Origin of the sequence: Streptomyces sp. GS7 (assembly GCF_009834125.1) — a bacterium.
Classification (GTDB): Bacteria; Actinomycetota; Actinomycetes; order Streptomycetales; family Streptomycetaceae; genus Streptomyces.
The window spans coordinates 2,715,861-2,733,530 of the sequence record NZ_CP047146.1; the positions used below are offsets into that span (position 1 = coordinate 2,715,861).

Annotated in this window: 15 protein-coding genes; 9 read left to right on the top strand and 6 right to left on the bottom strand. The window is 73.5% G+C overall.

Annotated elements, in window-relative coordinates:
* Window positions 1–18 precede the first annotated feature (18 nt).
* Window positions 19–1,248 (top strand): cysteine--1-D-myo-inosityl 2-amino-2-deoxy-alpha-D-glucopyranoside ligase, encoded by a 1,230-nt coding sequence (gene mshC, locus GR130_RS11705; RefSeq protein WP_159504663.1) that lies wholly within the window; start codon window positions 19–21, stop codon window positions 1,246–1,248.
* Window positions 1,249–1,390: 142 nt separating this feature from the next.
* On the opposite strand, the gene GR130_RS11710 is transcribed toward mshC, so the two are convergent.
* Window positions 1,391–2,449, bottom strand: coding sequence for a PAC2 family protein (locus GR130_RS11710; protein ID WP_159504664.1), 1,059 nt, complete (start codon window positions 2,447–2,449; stop codon window positions 1,391–1,393).
* Between the two features lie 280 nt (window positions 2,450–2,729).
* Here GR130_RS11710 and GR130_RS11715 point away from each other — a divergent pair, with 280 nt between their 5' ends.
* The 8 genes from GR130_RS11715 (at window position 2,730) to GR130_RS11750 (ending at window position 11,464) form a co-directional block, all read left to right on the top strand.
* Entirely contained in the window at window positions 2,730–4,061 is a 1,332-nt protein-coding gene (locus GR130_RS11715; protein WP_159504665.1) for an enolase C-terminal domain-like protein, read from the top strand.
* A complete protein-coding gene (locus tag GR130_RS11720) occupies window positions 4,058–4,843 on the top strand; it encodes an SDR family NAD(P)-dependent oxidoreductase (protein ID WP_159504666.1) in 786 nt (261 codons plus the stop codon). Before GR130_RS11715 ends, GR130_RS11720 begins: the two co-directional genes overlap by 4 nt.
* Window positions 4,844–4,917: 74 nt before the next feature.
* Window positions 4,918–5,955, top strand: a complete 1,038-nt coding sequence (locus GR130_RS11725) for a sugar ABC transporter substrate-binding protein (RefSeq protein ID WP_159504667.1) — start codon at window positions 4,918–4,920, stop codon at window positions 5,953–5,955.
* Window positions 5,956–5,969: 14 nt separating this feature from the next.
* Window positions 5,970–7,559, top strand: a complete 1,590-nt coding sequence (locus GR130_RS11730) for a sugar ABC transporter ATP-binding protein (RefSeq protein ID WP_159504668.1) — start codon at window positions 5,970–5,972, stop codon at window positions 7,557–7,559.
* Window positions 7,560–7,588: 29 nt separating this feature from the next.
* Window positions 7,589–8,623: an ABC transporter permease gene (locus GR130_RS11735; RefSeq protein ID WP_159504669.1), complete on the top strand. Its 1,035-nt coding sequence runs from the start codon at window positions 7,589–7,591 to the stop codon at window positions 8,621–8,623.
* A gap of 14 nt (window positions 8,624–8,637) precedes the next feature.
* Entirely contained in the window at window positions 8,638–9,639 is a 1,002-nt protein-coding gene (locus tag GR130_RS11740; RefSeq protein WP_159504670.1) for an aldo/keto reductase, read from the top strand.
* 41 nt (window positions 9,640–9,680) lie between these two features.
* The gene (locus tag GR130_RS11745; protein ID WP_159504671.1) at window positions 9,681–10,511 is read left to right on the top strand and encodes an amidohydrolase family protein; all 831 of its coding nucleotides are present in this window, start codon (window positions 9,681–9,683) and stop codon (window positions 10,509–10,511) included.
* Window positions 10,512–10,681: 170 nt separating this feature from the next.
* Entirely contained in the window at window positions 10,682–11,464 is a 783-nt protein-coding gene (locus tag GR130_RS11750) for an SDR family NAD(P)-dependent oxidoreductase (RefSeq protein WP_159504672.1), read from the top strand.
* A 47-nt stretch (window positions 11,465–11,511) separates the two neighbouring features.
* Here GR130_RS11750 and GR130_RS11755 read toward each other — a convergent pair whose 3' ends face one another.
* The 5 genes from GR130_RS11755 to GR130_RS11775 all read right to left on the bottom strand — a co-directional run bounded on the left by GR130_RS11755 (window position 11,512) and on the right by GR130_RS11775 (window position 17,600).
* The gene (locus GR130_RS11755) at window positions 11,512–12,183 is read right to left on the bottom strand and encodes a FadR/GntR family transcriptional regulator (RefSeq protein WP_159504673.1); all 672 of its coding nucleotides are present in this window, start codon (window positions 12,181–12,183) and stop codon (window positions 11,512–11,514) included.
* Window positions 12,184–12,293: 110 nt separating this feature from the next.
* Window positions 12,294–13,370: an LLM class flavin-dependent oxidoreductase gene (locus tag GR130_RS11760; RefSeq protein ID WP_159504674.1), complete on the bottom strand. Its 1,077-nt coding sequence runs from the start codon at window positions 13,368–13,370 to the stop codon at window positions 12,294–12,296.
* 231 nt (window positions 13,371–13,601) lie between these two features.
* On the bottom strand, window positions 13,602–15,206 hold the full coding sequence (locus GR130_RS11765) for a glycerol-3-phosphate dehydrogenase/oxidase (RefSeq protein ID WP_159504675.1): 1,605 nt from the start codon (window positions 15,204–15,206) through the stop codon (window positions 13,602–13,604).
* A 13-nt stretch (window positions 15,207–15,219) separates the two neighbouring features.
* A complete protein-coding gene (gene glpK / locus GR130_RS11770; RefSeq protein ID WP_159504676.1) occupies window positions 15,220–16,761 on the bottom strand; it encodes a glycerol kinase GlpK in 1,542 nt (513 codons plus the stop codon).
* Window positions 16,762–16,811: 50 nt separating this feature from the next.
* Window positions 16,812–17,600 (bottom strand): MIP/aquaporin family protein, encoded by a 789-nt coding sequence (locus tag GR130_RS11775; RefSeq protein WP_159504677.1) that lies wholly within the window; start codon window positions 17,598–17,600, stop codon window positions 16,812–16,814.
* Between the last annotated feature and the right edge of the window lie 70 nt (window positions 17,601–17,670).

A 17,670-nucleotide genomic window follows, 5' to 3' on the forward strand; every position in this document is an offset into this window, starting at 1 on the left:
TCCGGTTACGCTCAAGGCATGCATGCATGGCCCGCTTCTGAGGTCCCCGCCCTGCCCGGTCAGGGCCGCGACCTGAGGATCCACGACACCGCGACCGGCGGACGGGTGACCCTCGCCCCCGGTCCCGTCGCCCGTATCTACGTCTGCGGCATCACGCCGTACGACGCCACCCACATGGGGCACGCGGCGACCTACAACGCGTTCGACCTGGTTCAGCGCGTGTGGCTCGACACGAAGCGCCAGGTGCACTACGTGCAGAACGTCACCGACGTCGACGATCCGCTGCTGGCGCGGGCGGTCGCGACCGGAGACGACTGGACCGCGCTCGCCGAGCGCGAGACGGCGCTCTTCCGCGAGGACATGACGGCGCTGCGGATGCTGCCGCCGCGGCACTACATAGGCGCCGTGGAGGCGATACCCGGCATCGTCCCGCTGGTGGAGCGGCTGCGCGACGCCGGCGCCGCCTACGAACTGGACGGCGACGTCTACTTCTCGGTCGCCTCCGACGCGCACTTCGGCGAGGTCTCCGGCCTCGACGCCGCGGCGATGCGGCTGCTGTCCGCCGAGCGCGGCGGCGACCCGGAGCGCGAGGGCAAGAAGAACCCGCTCGACCCGATGCTGTGGATGGCCGCCCGGGACGGCGAGCCGAGCTGGGACGGCGCCTCGCTGGGCCGCGGCCGGCCCGGCTGGCACATCGAGTGCGTCGCCATCGCGCTGGAGCACCTCGGCATGGGCTTCGACGTCCAGGGCGGCGGCTCCGACCTCGCCTTCCCGCACCACGAGATGGGCGCCTCGCACGCCCAGGCGCTCACCGGCGAGTACCCGTTCGCCAAGGCGTATGTGCACGCCGGGATGGTCGCCCTGAACGGCGAGAAGATGTCCAAGTCCAAGGGCAATCTGGTCTTCGTCTCCCGGGTGCGGCGCGAGGGCACCGACCCGGCGGCGATCCGCCTGGCGCTGCTCGCGCACCACTACCGCAGCGACTGGGAGTGGACCGACGCGGTGCTGGAGGAGGCCGTGGCACGGCTGGCCCGCTGGCGGGCCGCCGTCTCCCGCCCGGACGGCCCGCCCGCCGAGGCGCTCCTGGAGGAGATCCGGGAGGCGCTGGCCGACGACCTGGACGCACCGGCCGCCCTCGCGGCGGTCGACCGCTGGGCCGCCGTGCAGCAGGACGGCGGCGGTACGGACGAGGGCGCGCCCGGCCTCGTCTCCCGGGCGGTGGACGCGCTGCTGGGTGTGGCGCTGTGACGGCCGGCCGCTGACCGCGGCTCGCTGAGTCCCGTACGCCAGGGTTCCGATACGTCAGGTCCCCATACGTCAGGGGTGCCCCCGCCGAGTGGCGGGGGCACCCCCTTTCCGTGCGTCCGGTTCCGTGTGTCCGGCTACCGGCTCAGTGCTCGGTGCCGGTGTCGTCCGGGCCGTCGTCGGGCTTCCCGCCGGCCTCCGGTCCCTCCGGGGCGTCCGACGGCCGGGGTTCGCGCGGCTCCTTGGGCGCGGAACGCGGGTAGCGGGTGCGGCCGCTGGCGTTGTCGCGGAGGTAGGAGCCGTCGCGGCCGTCGGTGAGCCCGCCCTCGGTCGCCACGCCCGGGCCGGCCTGCGGGTCGCGGCGGCGGAGATAGCGCTCGAACTCGCGGGCGATGGCCTCGCCGGACGCCTCGGGCAGTTCCGCGGTGTCCCGGGCCTCCTCCAGCGACTGGACGTACTCGGCCACCTCGCTGTCCTCCGCGGCGAGTTGGTCCACGCCCAGCTGCCAGGCGCGGGCGTCCTCGGTCAGCTCGCCCAGCGGGATCCGTACGTCGAGCAGGTCCTCCAGGCGGTTGAGGAGGGCGAGGCTGGCCTTGGGGTTGGGCGGCTGGGAGACGTAGTGCGGCACCGCCGCCCAGAGGCTGACCGCCGGGATGCCCGCGTGCGTGCACGCCTCCTGGAGGATGCCGACGATGCCGGTCGGGCCTTCGTAGCGCGACTCCTCCAGGTCCAGCCGCCGGGCCAGGTCCGCGTCGGAGGTGACGCCGCTGACCGGGACCGGGCGGGTGTGCGGGGTGTCGCCGAGCAGGGAACCCAGGACCACCACCATCTCGACGCCCAACTCATGGGCGAAGCCGAGGAGTTCGTTGCAGAACGAGCGCCAGCGCATGCTCGGCTCGATACCCCGGACCAGGACGAGGTCGCGGGTGCGGCCCTTGCCGTCGGCGTCGCCGACCCGGACGACGGAGAGCCGGGTCGTGGGCCAGGTGATCTTGCGGACGCCGTTCTCCAGGAAGACCGTGGGGCGGTTGACCTGGAAGTCGTAGTAGTCCTCGGCGTCGAGCGCGGCGAAGACCTCGCCCTTCCACTCGCGGTCGAGATGGGCGACCGCGGCGGAGGCGGCGTCGCCGGCGTCGTTCCAGCCTTCGAACGCAGCCACCATGACCGGGTCGATCAGCTCGGGCACCCCCTCCAGCTCGATCACCCAGCGCCTCCTTCCGGCCGGTCCGGCCGTGGGGGACGGCCGCCGGCTGCAGTTCCTGTGCGTGCGTTCCCAAGACTACGGCTTCCGCGGTGGCGTTCCGCAGCCCCTGTGCAGGAAGAAGTGCAGATACATCCGATCTGTTTCGGGTGGTGCAGGGAGTTGTCCGGTCAACTTCCGTACGGGGTCTGGACGGGGCCGAGAGGCGAGGTCTATACATCGGAGGACCGGGAAAGGTCCGATGTTCTTCCGACATCCGCGCGACATCCCAGGGAGCGTGCCCATGGCCGTCACCGACACCGTCACCGGACTGGAGGTCCACGACGTCCGCTTCCCCACCTCGGAGCAGCTCGACGGGTCGGACGCCATGCACCCGGACCCCGACTACTCCGCCGCCTATGTCGTCCTGCGCACCTCCGGCGGGCCGCGGGGGTACGGCTCGTGCTTCACGATCGGGCGCGGCAACGAGGTCATGGCCGCCGCCATCCGCTCCCTCGCCCCGTTCGTCGTCGGCCGCCCGGTGCCCGCCACCGCCGACCGGCTCGCCGCGCTGCACCGCGACCTCACCCGGGACTCCCAGCTGCGCTGGCTCGGCCCGGAGAAGGGCGTGATGCACATGGCGGCGGGCGCGGTGGTCAACGCGGCCTGGGACCTGGCCGCCCGCCGCGCGGGCCGCCCGGTCTGGGAGTTCCTGGCCGCGCTGACCCCCGAAGAGCTGGTCGCGCAGGTCGACTTCCGCTATCTCTCCGACGCGCTGACGCCCGACGAGGCGCTGGCCGTCCTGCGCGCCGCCGAACCCGGCCGCGCCGAGCGCGCCGACCGGCTGCGGGCCCGGGGCTATCCCGCGTACACCACCTCGCCCGGCTGGCTGGGCTACGACGACGGCACGCTGGTCCGGCTGGCGAAGGCGGCGGTGGCCGACGGCTTCGGCCAGATCAAGCTGAAGGTCGGCGCCGACCTCGACGACGACAAGCGGCGGCTGCGGCTGGCCCGGGACGCCGTCGGGCCCGGCGTCCGGATCGCGGTCGACGCCAACCAGCGCTGGGACGTGGCCGAGGCGGTCCGCTGGATGACCGCGCTGGCGCCGTACACCCCGTACTGGATCGAGGAGCCGACCAGTCCGGACGACGTGCTGGGGCACGCCGCGGTGCGCTCCGGGCAGCCCGTGAAGGTGGCCACCGGTGAGCATGTCGCCAACCGGGTGGTGTTCAAGCAGCTGTTGCAGGCCGGCGCCGTGGACTTCGTGCAGATCGACGCGGCCCGGGTGGCCGGGGTCAACGAGAACCTGGCGATCCTGCTGCTCGCCGCCAAGTACGGAGTGCCGGTGTGCCCGCACGCGGGCGGGGTGGGGCTGTGCGAGCTGGTGCAGCACCTCGCCATGTTCGACTACGTGGCGGTGTGCGGGAGTTGGGAGGACCGGGTCATCGAGTACGTCGACCATCTGCACGACCACTTCACCGATCCCGCGGTCGTCGAGAACGGCCGCTACCGGGCGCCCGCCGCGCCCGGGTTCTCCGTCCGCATGCGGCCCGCGTCGGTCGCCGCGTACCGCTTCCCGGACGGGCCCGTCTGGCGGGCCCGCCGGCCGCGGCGCGAGCAGGAGGTGTCCGTATGAACGAGACCGCCGGCACGGGCGACTTCGCGGGGATGGGCGCCCTGGTCACGGGCGGCGGATCGGGGATCGGGGCGGCGGCCGCCGCCCTGCTGATGGCGCGCGGGGCCCGCGTCGCCGTACTGGACCGCGATCCGTCCGGCGCGCCCGACGGGGCGGTCCGGGTGGTGGCCGACGTGACCTCCGGCGCGGCCGTACGGGCCGCGGTGGCGGAGGCGGTGGCGGAGCTGGGCGCGCTGCACACGCTCGTCGGCAACGCGGGCATCGGGGCGGTCGGCACCGTCGAGGACAACGACGACGCGGAGTGGGGGCGGGTGCTGGACGTCAACGTGCTGGGACTGGTGCGCACCGCCCGCGCCGCGCTGCCGCATCTGCGCCGCACGGCCGCGGAACGGCCGGGCCGCGCCTCCATCACCCACACCTGCTCCATCGCCGCCACCGCCGGGCTGCCGCAGCGGGCGCTCTACAGCGCGAGCAAGGGAGCGGTGCTCGCGCTGACCCTGGCGATGGCCGCGGACCACGTCCGGGAGGGCATCCGGGTCAACTGCGTCAACCCGGGCACCGCGGACACGCCCTGGGTCGCCCGGCTGCTCGACCGGGCCGAGGACCCGGTCGCCGAGCGGGCCGCGCTCAGCGCCCGGCAGCCGATGGGCCGGCTGGTCACGGCGGAGGAGGTCGCCGCCGCCCTCGTGTACCTGGCCTCGCCGGGCGCCTCCGCCGTCACCGGGACGGCGCTGGCCGTGGACGGGGGGATGCAGGGGCTGCGGCTGCGCATGGCCCGTTGACGCCCACCCACGCCGCGGCCGCACACCGGCCGGGGGCCGCACACCGGACCAGACACCCGACGTTGGGACCACCCATGAGACTGCGTACACGGACGACCGGAGCGGCGGCCGGTGCCGCGGTGCTCGCCCTCTGCGCGCTGACCGGCTGCAACCGGGGCAGCGACACCGCGGGCGGCCGGATCGGCATCGACGTGCCCCGTACGGACACCGACTTCTGGAACTCCTACCAGCAGTACCTCAAGCATGACCTGGACCACGGCGGTCCGGCCGCGCTGCCGCTGTCCAACTCGCAGAACGACATCGGCAAGCTCGTCGCCGACGTGCAGGCGCTGACCGACCAGGGCGCGAAGGCGATCGTGATGGCGCCGCAGGACACCGGCGCCGTCGCCGCCGAACTCCGGCGGCTGGCCGGGAAGAAGATCCCGGTGGTGAGCGTGGACACCCGCCCGGACGAGGGCAAGGTCTACATGGTCGTGCGCGCCGACAACCGCGCCTATGGCGAGCGGTCCTGCGAGTACCTCGGCAATAAGCTGGGCGGCAGGGGCCGGGTCGCCGAACTCCAGGGGGACCTCAGCTCGATCAACGGGCGGGACCGCTCGGAGGCGTTCGCTTCCTGCATGAAGCGGAGGTTCCCGGGCATCACCGTGCACGAGCTGGCCACGGACTGGAAGGGCGAGGTCGCCTCCGCCAAGCTCCAGAGCCTGCTGGCCCAGCACCGGGACCTCGACGGGATCTACCTGCAGGCCGGCGGCGCCTTCCTCCAGCCGACGCTCGCCCTGCTGCAGCAGCAGAAGCTGCTGAGGCCCGCCGGGTCCGCCGGCCACATCACCATCATCTCCAACGACGGCATCCCGGACGAGCTGGCCGCCATCCGGGCCGGCACGATCGACGCCACCCTCTCCCAGCCCGCCGACCTCTACGCCAAGTACGCGCTGTACTACGCCAGGGCGGCGCTGGCCGGGAAGACCTTCGCCCCCGGGCCGACCGACCACCACTCGACGATCGTGAAGATCGGCAACGGCCTGGAGGACCAACTGCCCGCGCCGCTGGTCACCAAGGCCACCGTCGGCGACCCGGGTCTGTGGGCCAACCAGCTCGGCACGGCGAAGTAGGGGGCGGGACGACAGTGGAGCAGCCCGTTGTCCACGCGGAGGGCATCGTCAAGCGCTACGGCCCGACCGTCGCCCTCGACGGCGCCCGGCTGACCGTACGGCCCGGCGAGGCGCACGCCCTCGTGGGCCGCAACGGCGCCGGCAAGTCGACACTGGTGTCCGTGCTGACCGGCATGGAGCGGCCGGACGCCGGGCGGGTCGCCTTCGGCGGGGAGCCCGCGCCAGGCTGGGGCGACACCGCGGCCTGGCGGCGCCGGGTCGCCTGCGTCTACCAGAAGTCGATGACCGTGCCGGAGCTGACGGTCGCGGAGAACCTCTACCTCAACCGCTTCCAGGAGGCCGGCGGGCGGGCCATCCGCTGGCGGGCGCTGCGGGAGCGGGCCCGCGCACTGCTCGCCGAGTACGGGGTGGACGTCGACCCCGGCGCCCGGATCAGGGAACTGGGCGTCGAGCAGCGGCAGTTCGTGGAGATCGCGCGGGCGCTCTCGTGCGGCGCCCGGCTGATCGTCCTGGACGAGCCCACCGCGCGGCTGGACGCGGCCGGGATCGCCCGGCTCTTCGGCAAGTTGCGGGAACTGCGCGCCCAGGGGGCGGCGTTCCTCTTCATCTCGCACCACCTCCAGGAGGTCTACGAACTCTGTGACACCGTTACGGTCCTCCGGGACGCCCGCCGTGTGCTGACCGCCCCCGTCGCCGGGCTGCCCGAGGACGCGCTGGTGGCGGCGATGACGGGGGAGGAGGCGGGGGCGCCGCGGACGGTGCGGACCGCCGCGGGCCCGGCCGGCGAGCCGGTGCTGCGGGCCGAAGGGCTGGCGCTCGCCGGGCGGTTCGGGCCGCTCGATCTGACCGTACGGGCCGGGGAGGTGGTGGGCCTGGCCGGTGCCGCGGCCAGCGGGAGCACCGCGATCGGCGAGGCGCTGGCCGGGCTGCGGGCCCCGGACGCCGGCCGGATCGCGGTCCGCGGGCGGCCGGTCCGCAACGGCAGCGTGCCGCACGCCCTCGACGCCGGCATCGGCTACGTCCCCGAGGACCGGCACCGCGAAGGGCTCGTCCCCGGCCGCAGCGTCGCCGAGAACGCCACCCTGACCGTCACCGGCCGGCTGGGCCCGCTGGGGACCGTACTGCCGTCCCGGACCCGGGAGTTCGCCCGGCGGATGATCGCGTCGCTGGACATCAAGACCACCGGGCCCGGCCAGCCGGTCTCCGGGCTCTCCGGCGGCAACCAGCAGAAGGTCGTCATCGCCCGCGCACTGGCCCGCGATCCCGCCGTACTGGTCGCCGTCCGGCCGACCAACGGCGTGGACGTCAGGTCCAGGGACGCGCTGCTGGGCGTCGTACGGCAGGTCGCGGACGCCGGCAGCGGGGCGCTGATCGTCTCCGACGAACTGGACGACCTCCGGGTCTGCGACCGGGTGCTGGCGGTCTTCCACGGCCGGGTCACCGCCGCGTTCGGCCCCGGCTGGCGCGATCACGAACTGGTGGCGGCCATGGAGGGCATGGCGGCCGACGGCCCCCCGGCCGGGGAGGGCGGCGCGTCGGCGCGGGGACCGTCCGGCACTTCGGCGGACACCGACGGCACGGCAGACAGCGCAGACAACGGATGAGGGACACAGGCCACGGAAGGGACAGCGCCATGACCGGCACCGCATCGCCGCCCGCCACCGAGACGGCCCGGCCGGCCCCCGCCGGCCCGCGCCCCCGCCCCGGCCTCGCCCGCCGCCGGGACCTCTCCCTCGTACCGGTGATCTTCGTGCTGGGCGTCATCGGCTTCGTCGTCTCGCCCGCCTTCCTGACCCGGGACAACCTCGTCGGCGTCATCCAGCAGTCCACGGAACTGGGCCTGCTGGTCCTCGGCGAGGCGCTGATCCTGATCAGCGGGCGGATGGACCTGTCGCTGGAGTCGACCATCGGGCTGGCCCCCGTCCTCGCCCTGTGGCTCGTGATGCCCGCCCACGGCTCCCGGTTCGCCGGACTGGAGCTGCTGCCCACCTGGACGGCGATCCCGCTCTGCCTGGCCGCGGGCGCCGCGGTCGGCGCCACCAACGGCCTGCTCATCCTCAAACTGCGGGTCAACGGCTTCATCGCCACCCTCGGCATGCTCACCATGCTGCGCGGCCTCCAAGTGGGCATCTCCGGAGGCCAGTCGCTGGTCGACGTCCCGGACTCGTTCGCGTACCTGGGCCGGGCCGACTGGCTGGGCGTCCCGGCCGCGGTCTGGATCTGCCTCGCCCTCTTCGCGCTCGGCGGCGCGGCGCTGGGCTACTTCCGGCACGGCCGGGCGCTCTACGCGATCGGCGGCAACCCGGAGGCGGCGCGGGCGGCCGGCATCCGCACCGACCGGATCACCTGGATCGTGCTGACCACCGGGAGCGTCCTCGCGGCGTTCGCGGGCATCCTCTACACCGGCCACTACGGCGCGGTCTCCGCCTCCCAGGGCAACGGCTGGATCTTCCAGGTCTTCGCCGCCGCGGTGATCGGCGGCATCGGCCTCAAGGGCGGCCGGGGCACCCTCTTCGGCGCGCTCACCGGCGTCCTCACCCTCCAACTGGTCATCAACGTCATGACGTTGGGCGGGGTGCCGCCCCTGTGGACGCAGTTCCTCAACGGCCTGATCATCATCGTCGCGCTGGTCGTCTCCCGCTTCACCGGCGGCGAGCAGCAGGACTGAGGAGCCCCGGCGCCATGCCTCACCACCCGTACGGAACCGCCGAGTTGGGCCGGACCGGTGTCACCGTCCCGCGCCTCGGCCTGGGCTGCGCACCGCTCGGCAACCTCTACCGCGCCGTTCCCGAGGAGCGGTCCCGGGACGTCGTCCGCGCCGCCCTCGCCGCCGGCGCCCGCTTCTTCGACACCGCCCCGCACTACGGCCTCGGCCTGTCCGAGGAGCGCCTCGGCCGCGCGCTGCGCGGCCACGACCGCGGTTCCTACACCCTCGCCACCAAGGTCGGCCGCCGGCTGCGCCCGCTGGCGCCGGGGGAGGAGCCGGACGGCGAGGGCTTCGTGGACACCCCCGCCCGCGCCCGGGTACGCGACTGCTCCCGCGCCGGTATCCGGGCCACCCTGGAGGCGTCCCTGGAGCGGCTCGGCGTGGACGCGGTCGACATCGTCTATCTGCACGACGTCGAGCACCAGCTCCGCGAGGTGTACGAGACCGGCTTCCCGGCCCTCGCCGAGCTGCGCGCGCAGCGGGTGGTCCGCGCCATCGGCTTCGGCATGAACCACAGCGGCGTCCTGGCCCGCCTCGTGGCCGACCTGGACGTCGACGTGGTGCTCTGCGCCGGCCGCTGGACGCTGCTGGAGCGCACCGCGCTCGACGACCTGCTGCCGGTGTGCGCCCGGCGCGGCACCTCGGTGGTCGTCGGCGGCGTCTACAACTCCGGCCTGCTGGCCGACCCTTCGCCCGGCGCGCCCTACGACTACGCCCCGGCCCCCGCCCACCTCCTCGCCCGCGCCCGCCGACTGGCCGACGTCTGCGCCGAGTTCGGCGTCCCCCTCAAAGCCGCCGCGCTCCGCTTCCCGTTCGGCCACCCCGCGGTCGCGGCGGCCGTCGTCGGCGCCGCCACCCCCGGTGAGGTCGCCGAGAACGCCGCCCTCTTCCGCCACCCCGTTCCGGACGAACTGTGGCATACGCTCGTCGCCCGCGGCCTGCTCGACCCGGACCTGCCGCTGCCGCCGGCCGGCTGAGCCGCCCGCCGGACCACCCGCCGACCTGGGAGTACGCCCCGATGCGTATCGACGCCCACCACCACCTCTGGGATCCGACCCGGCGCGAGCAGCCCTGGATGGACGGGCCGTGGGCCGACCCGATCCGCCGCCGCCACGCGCTGTCCGACCTCGCCCCGCACCTGACCGCGCACGGCGTCGACGGCACGGTCCTGGTCCAGTCCTCCTCCTCGTACGAGGAGACCGCCGAACTGCTGGCCGTCGCCGCCGGGGAGGGCCCGGTCCGCGGGGTGGTCGGCTGGGCGGACCTCACCGACGCCGGCCTCGCGGACGCGCTGGCGAAGCCGCCCGCCGGCCTCGTCGGCATCCGCCACCAGGTACAGGACGAACCGGACCCCGACTGGCTCGACCGCCCCGACGTCCGGCGCGGCCTGGGCACCCTGGCCGCCGCCGGACTGGTCTACGACCTGCTGGTCACCCCGCGCGAACTGCCCGCCGCGCACCGCGCCGTGGCGGACCTGCCGGAGCTGGCCTTCGTCCTGGACCACGCCGGGAAACCCGCCGTCGCGCGCGGCGACTGGCAGCCCTGGGCGGACGCGGCCGCCGCCCTCGGCCGGCTCCCGAACGTCAGCTGCAAGCTCTCCGGCCTGGTCACCGAGGCCGACTGGGCCGCCTGGCGGCCCCAGCAGATCCTGCCCTACGCCCGGCACGTCCTGGACGCCTTCGGGCCCGACCGCGTGATGTTCGGCTCCGACTGGCCGGTGTGCACCCTGGCCGCCGACTACGAGGACGTCGTCGCGCTCGCCGAGTCCGCCACCTGCCACCTCACCGCGGGGGAGCGGGCCGCGGTGTTCGGGGGGACGGCGGGGCGGGTGTACGGGATCGGGACGTAACGGGACCCGCCGGGGCGCGGACGCGGCGTCCGGACGCCGCGTCCGGATTCCGCCGGCCCGGGACGGCGCCGCGCCGGAGGATCGAGTCACGCCGCGGAGGCAGCGCACACCGGCGTCCTCCGGCGGCCGTCCTCGACGCACCCGACGAACTCGACGCAAAGGCAACGAAGATGACCCACACGACTCCGACGACTCCGACTACGGCCCCCGGCGCCCGCCCCCTCGCCGGCAAGGTGGCCCTGGTGACCGGCGGCAGCCGCGGCATCGGCGCTGCGATCGCCGAACGGCTGGCGGCCGACGGTGCGGCGGTGGCGTTGACGTACCACAGCCGCGAGGACCGGGCCGGGCAGGTCGTCGGGCGGATCGAGCAGGCGGGCGGCACGGGCTGGGCGGTGCGGGCCGACGGCGCCGACCCGGAGGCGGTGTGGGCCTCGGTCGCGGGGACCGTGGCGCGGTTCGGGCGGCTGGACATCCTGGTCAACAACGCCGGGGTCGGCGTACTCGGGCCCTTCGAGGGGATCTGTCTCGCCGATGTCGACCGGGTGCTGCACACCAACGTCCGGGCGCCGTTCCTCGCCGCGCAGGCCGCGGCCGGACATCTGCCCGAGGGGGGCAGGATCATCTCCATCGGCAGCTGCATGGCCGAGCGGGCCGCCTTCCCCGGCGGCTCCCTCTACGCCACCAGCAAAACCGCGCTCATCGGCCTCACCAAGACGCTCGCCCGGGAGCTGGGCCCGCGCGGCATCACCGTCAACCTCGTCCACCCGGGCCCCGTCGACACCGACATGAACCCGGCCGACGGCGCCGGCGCGGAGCTGCAGGCCGGGCTGACCTCCCTGGGCTCCTACGGGCGGCCCGCGGACGTGGCGGCCACCGTGGCCCATCTGGCGGGCGACGGCGGCCGGTACATCACGGGGGCGGCGATCGCGGTCGACGGCGGCTTCGCGGTCTGAGCGCCGGGCCCGCGGGCGGCGGCGCGGCCGTCAGCGCACCGTGGCGGTCACAGCGAGGCCCGCAACCACTGCTCCACGCTCGCGATGTGCACCGTCGCCCAGGCCCGCGCCGCCTCCGCGTCCCCGTCGCGGAGCGCGCCGAGGATCGCCCGGTGCTCGGTGAGGGTGCGGGCCACCGCGTCCTTCTGGGTCAGCCCGCGCCAGATCCTGGCGCGGGTGGTCGGCCCGGACAGGCCGTCCAGCAGCGAGCAGAGCACGGAGTTGCCGGACGCGGCCACGATCGTCCGGTGGAACTCCAGGTCGCCGGCGACCAGGTCCTCCACCGCGGGCTGTGGCCCGAGCGCGTCCAACTTCGCCTCCAGCGCGTCCAGTTCGGCCGGCCGGATGCGGCCGGCGGCCATGCCGGTGGCGGCCGGCTCCAGGATCCGGCGGACGGCCAGGAACTCCAGGACTGTGTCGTCGCGGTGGAAGTCCACCACGAAGCTCATGGCCTCCAGGAGGAGTTGCGGGTCCAGGCTGGTGACGTAGGTGCCGTCGCCCTGGCGGACATCCAGGATCCGGATGAGCGAGAGTGCCCGCACCGCCTCCCGGAGGGAGTTGCGGGACAGCCCGAGTTCGGCTGCCAGCTCGCTCTCCTTCGGCAGCCGGTCGCCCGGCCGCAGCGCCCCGGAGACGATCATTCCCTTGATCTTCTCGATGGCCTCGTCGGTGACCGCCATGGCCGCCCTCCCGCTCGGACCCGCCCGGACCTCCGCACCGGCCGGCACAGACATCCGATGTCTGGGCCCATTATGACCCGCCGGCCCCCCTCCGGACAGGCTCCGAGTCGCTACGGCCCCGCCTCCTCCCCCTCCCACAGCGTGCTGGGCGCCTCCCTGCGCACCACGGGCGCGATCTCCTCGGCGAACCGCTGGAGGGTCTCCAGCTGTTCGGCGTGCTCCAGGCCGAAGCCGTCGACGGTGATCGACTGGAGATCGTGCCCGTACGCCTCGTGGTAGCCCAGGATCTTGTCGATGATCTGCTGCGGGGAGCCGATCAGCTGGGGGCCGTCGGCGATGGCGTCCTCGATGGTGCGGAAGGGGGTGTTGTAGCCGGCCCGGCCCGCCAGGTGCGGCTGGAAGGTCTGGGCGACCCTGGCCTCGTAGAGGTCCTTGTAGCGCGCCACGGCCTGCCGTTCGCTGTCCGCGATCAGCAGCCCGCCGGAGCCCGCGGCGACCCGCGCCCGCGCCGGGTCGTGGCCGTACGCGGCGAACCGCTCCCGGTAGTACGCGACGAGTTCGGCGTAGGCGGCGCGCGGCTGGATCGCGTTCGCGGTGAACAGCGGATCGCCGTGCTGGGCGGCCAGTTCGGGGGAGTTGCGGCTGGTGGCGGAGCCGTGCCAGACGCGCGGCGGCCCGCCGTAGGGGCGCGGCACCGTCGTCACGTTCTTCAGCGGCGGCCGGAACTCGCCCTCCCAGTCCACGCCTTCCTCGCTCCACAGGCGGCGCAGCAGCGCGTACTTCTCGGCCTGGAGGTCCCACTGACGCGCCTCGTCGAGCCCGAAGAGGCCGAAGTGGCCGGCCTCCGCGCCCTTGCCGACGACCAGCTCGATCCGGCCGCGGGCGAGCTGGGTGAGCGTCGCGTAGTCCTCGGCGACGCGTACCGGATCGAGGATCGCCACCACCGTCACCCCGGTCAGCAGCCGGATCCGGGAGGTCCGGGCGGCCAGCGCCCCCAGCACCACCGACGGGCTCGACGACAGGAACGGACCGGCGTGCCGCTCGCCGACGGCGTAGGCGTCGAAGCCGAGCCGCTCGGCCTCCGCGCCGGTCGCGACGACCTCCGCGAACCGGTCCGCGGGGGAGGGGAGGCGGCCGGTCAGCGGGTGCGGTGCGTGGCCGATGAGGGAGAGCACGGAGAATTTCATGGGGTCCTTCCGGCGTCGGGTGCCGCCCGTCGGGGTCCCTCTCACTGTGCGCGCCGGAGATTGCCGCGGCGTGTCAGCGGCGTGGCGTGGCTACGGGGATGACCGGGCGCCGCCGTACGCGGTGTCCGCCCGGTACGTACCCGGCGCACCCGGACACGGCGATGGGGCGGCCCCAGGACCGCCCCATCGTCGTTCACCCGCGGCGCTCTGACGCGCCGTCAGCTATTGGCGTCAGTCCGCCAGCATCTCCTTGACCCGGGCCCGCACGTCCTCCGTGTCCAGCCCGCGGATGGTCAGCGTGGTGCGGCGGCGCAGCACGTCGTCGACCGTCTCGGCCCACTCGTGGTCGCGCGCGTAGGCGACCTGCGCCCAGATCTCCGGCGCGTCCGGGTGGATCCGCTCGGCCAGCGCCGGGTCGTCGTTCGCCAGCCGGGCGATGTCGAAGGACAGCGAGCCGTAGTGGGTGGCGAGGTGCCGCGCGGTCTCGGGAGCCATCCGCGGTCCGGGGGTGCCGCCGTCGACGAGCAGCCGGTGGGCGACGGCGTTGGGGTTGGCGATACCGGGCAGCGGGAGCTTCTTCGGCAGCTGCGAGATCGGCTCCATGTCGTCGGCCAGCGGGTGGCCGGGCAGCGCGGCGAGCTTGTTCATGACGGTGCGGCCGATGTGCCGGAACGTCGTCCACTTGCCGCCGGCGACCGACAGCATGCCGCCGCTGCCCTCGGTGACCACCGTCTCGCGCTTGGCCTTGGAGGTGTCGCCGGGGCCGCCGGGCAGCACCCGCAGGCCCGCGAAGGAGTAGGTGATCAGGTCGCGGGACAGCTGCTGGTCGCGGATGGAGAAGGCGGCCTCGTCCAGGATCTGGGCGGTGTCCTTCTCGGTGACCGTGAGGTCCGCGGGGTCGCCCTCGTACTCCTCGTCCGTGGTGCCGAGGAGCAGCATGTCCTCCCAGGGGAGGGCGAAGGTGATGCGGTACTTGTCGATCGGGGTGGCCAGCGCGGCCTTCCAGGGGGCGGTCCGCTTGAGGACCAGGTGGGCGCCCTTGGAGAGGCGGATGGAGGGGGCCGCGTTCGGGTCCTCCATCGTGCGCAGGTGGTCGACCCACGGGCCGGTCGCGTTGAGCACCAGGCGCGCGTTGACGCCGAACTCCCGGCCGTCCATGCGGTCCTTGAGCTCGGCGCCGGTGACCCGGCCCTGGGTGAAGCGGAGGCCGGTGACCTCGGCGTGGTTGAGGACCGTGGCGCCGGCCGCGACGGCCGCGCGGACGGTCATCAGGGCCATCCGGGAGTCGTTCATCTGGTCGTCGCCGTACACGGCCACGGCCTTGAGGTTGTCGGTGCGCAGCTCCGGCACGTCGCGCTGGGCCTTGGCCGGGCTTATGACGTGGCCGACGCCGTCGCCGAACGCGGACAGCGCGGAGTAGGCGAAGACACCGGCGCCGAGCTTGGCCGCGCCGTGCGGGCCGCCCTTGTAGACGGGCAGGTAGAAGGTGAGGGGGTTGGCGAGGTGCGGGGCGACCTGGCGGGAGACCGCACGCCGCTCGAAGTGGTTCTCCGCGACCAGCTTGACCGCACCGGTCTGCAGGTAGCGCAGCCCGCCGTGCAGCAGCTTGGAGGAAGCGGAGGAGGTGGCGCCGGCGAAGTCGCCGGCGTCCACCAAGGCCACCCGCAGCCCGGCCTGCGCGGCATGCCAGGCGGTGGAGATGCCCAGGATGCCGCCGCCGATCACCAGGAGGTCGTAGGTCGCCTTGGACAGCTGCTCCCGGGTTTCGGCGCGGCTCGGGGTGGAACCGTCGGCCGGGTGCGTCCCGAGGGCCGGGACGCTCTGCAGGGTGCTCATGATGTGCTCCTCGTCAGCTCTCGTCGTCGATCCAGCCCATGGTCCGCTCGACGGCCTTGAGCCAGTTCTTGTACTCGCGGTCACGGGTGGCCGCGTCCATGCGGGGGGTCCATTCGGCGGCCCGGCGCCAGTTGGCGCGCAGTTCGTCGGTGCTGGACCAGAAGCCGACGGCCAGTCCGGCCGCATAGGCAGCGCCGAGGCAGGTGGTCTCGGCGACCATCGGGCGCACCACGGGTGCGTCCAGGAAGTCCGAGATGGTCTGCATCAGCAGGTTGTTGGAGGTCATACCGCCGTCGACCTTGAGCGCGGTCAGGTCGACGCCGGAGTCCTTGGTCATGGCGTCGGTGATCTCGCGGGTCTGCCAGGCGGTGGCCTCAAGGACGGCTCGGGCGATGTGCGCCTTGGTGACGTAGCGGGTCAGGCCCGCGATGACACCGCGCGCGTCCGAGCGCCAGTAGGGGGCGAACAGGCCGGAGAAGGCCGGCACGAAGTACGCGCCGCCGTTGTCCTCGACCGTGCTGGCCAGGGTCTCGATCTCGGCCGCGCTGTTGATGAGCCCCATCTGGTCGCGCATCCACTGGACGAGCGAGCCGGTGACGGCGATGGAGCCTTCCAGCGCGTAGACCGGCTGCTGGTCGCCGATGCGGTAACCGACCGTGGTGAGCAGCCCGTTGTACGAGTTGACCGGCTCGTGGCCGGTGTTCATCAGCATGAAGGTGCCGGTGCCGTACGTGGACTTGGCCTCGCCCTGGTCGAAGCAGGTCTGGCCGAAGAGCGCGGCCTGCTGGTCGCCGAGCGCCGAGGCGACTGGGACGCCGGCCAGCGCCCCCGAGGCACTGGTGCCGTAGACCTCGGCCGAGGAGCGGATCTCCGGCAGCACGGCCGCCGGGATGTCCATCGACGCGAGGATCTTCTCGTCCCACTCCAGGGTGTGCAGGTTCATCAGGAGGGTGCGCGAGGCGTTGGTGACGTCGGTGACGTGGTGGCCGCCGTCGACGCCGCCGGTGAGGTTCCAGATGACCCAGGAGTCCATCGTGCCGAAGAGGATCTCGCCGCGCTCGGCGCGCTCGCGCAGGCCCTCGACGTTGTCCAGCAGCCAGCGGATCTTCGGTCCGGCGAAGTACGAGGCGAGCGGCAGCCCGGTCTCCCGGCGGAAGCGGTCCTGGCCGACGTTGCGGCCGAGTTCCTTGCACAGCGCGTCGGTGCGGGTGTCCTGCCAGACGATGGCGTTGTGGACCGGCTCACCGGTGTTCTTGTCCCAGAGGACGGTGGTCTCGCGCTGGTTGGTGATGCCGATCGCCTTGACGTCGGCGGAGGTGATCCCGGCCTTCTGGACGGCGTTGTCGACGACCTGCTGCACGTTGGTCCAGATCTCGGACGCGTCGTGCTCGACCCAGCCCGGCTTCGGGAAGATCTGCTCGTGCTCCTTCTGGTCGACCGAGACGATCCGGCCGTCCTTGTCGAAGACGATGCAGCGGCTGGACGTGGTGCCCTGGTCGATGGCCGCAATGAACGGGCCGTGCCCGTGGGAGGAGGTGCTGTGGGTGTCGCTCATGGTGTGTGCTCCAGGAAGTCTGTGCGGGCGGAGGCGGGCGGTCGGCCGGCTCAGGCGAACGCCAACTGGTAGATGCCACCGGCGATGACGCCGCCGATGAGCGGACCGGCGACCGGGATCCAGGCGTAACCCCAGTCTGAACCGCCCTTGTTCGGCAGCGGCAGCAGCGCGTGCACGATGCGCGGGCCGAGGTCGCGGACCGGGTTGATGGCGTACCCGGTCGGGCCGCCCAGCGACAGACCGATGCCGACGACGACGAGGGCGACCAGCAGCGTCCCGATGGTGCCGACGCCCTTGCCGTTGTCGCTCAGACCGAGAGTGAGGATCGACAGCACGAGCACGGTGGTGGCGATGATCTCGGTGGCCAGGTTCTGCACGACGTTCCGGATCTCCGGACCGGTGGAGAAGATGCCGAGCACCGGGCCGGCCTTCGGCGCGGCGCTCGGGTCGACCATGCCCTCTTCACTGGTGTGGTCGGCCAGCACCTCGGGGTCGGTGAGGTGGGCCTGGAACTGCCCGTAGTACACGACCCACACCAGCACCGCGCCGATCATGGCGCCGAGCATCTCGCCGGCGAAGTACACCGGCACCTGGCTCCACTGGATGGCGCCCTTGATGGCGAGGCCGATGGTGACGGCGGGGTTGAGGTGTGCGCCGGACTTCGCGGCGATGTAGGCACCCGTGAGGACGGCGAAGCCCCACCCGAAGGCGATGGCGACCCATCCGGCGTTGAACGCCTTGGAGCGCTTGAACGTGACGGCGGCGCAGACGCCGCCACCCATCAAGATCAGTACAGCGGTACCGATGGTCTCGCTGATGAAGATGTCGGAGCTGGACACCGGCGACTCCTTTGTCCTTCGTCCAGGGGAAGGCGAACCCCGGGTCCCTCCGGTGGTCCGCACCCTCCGA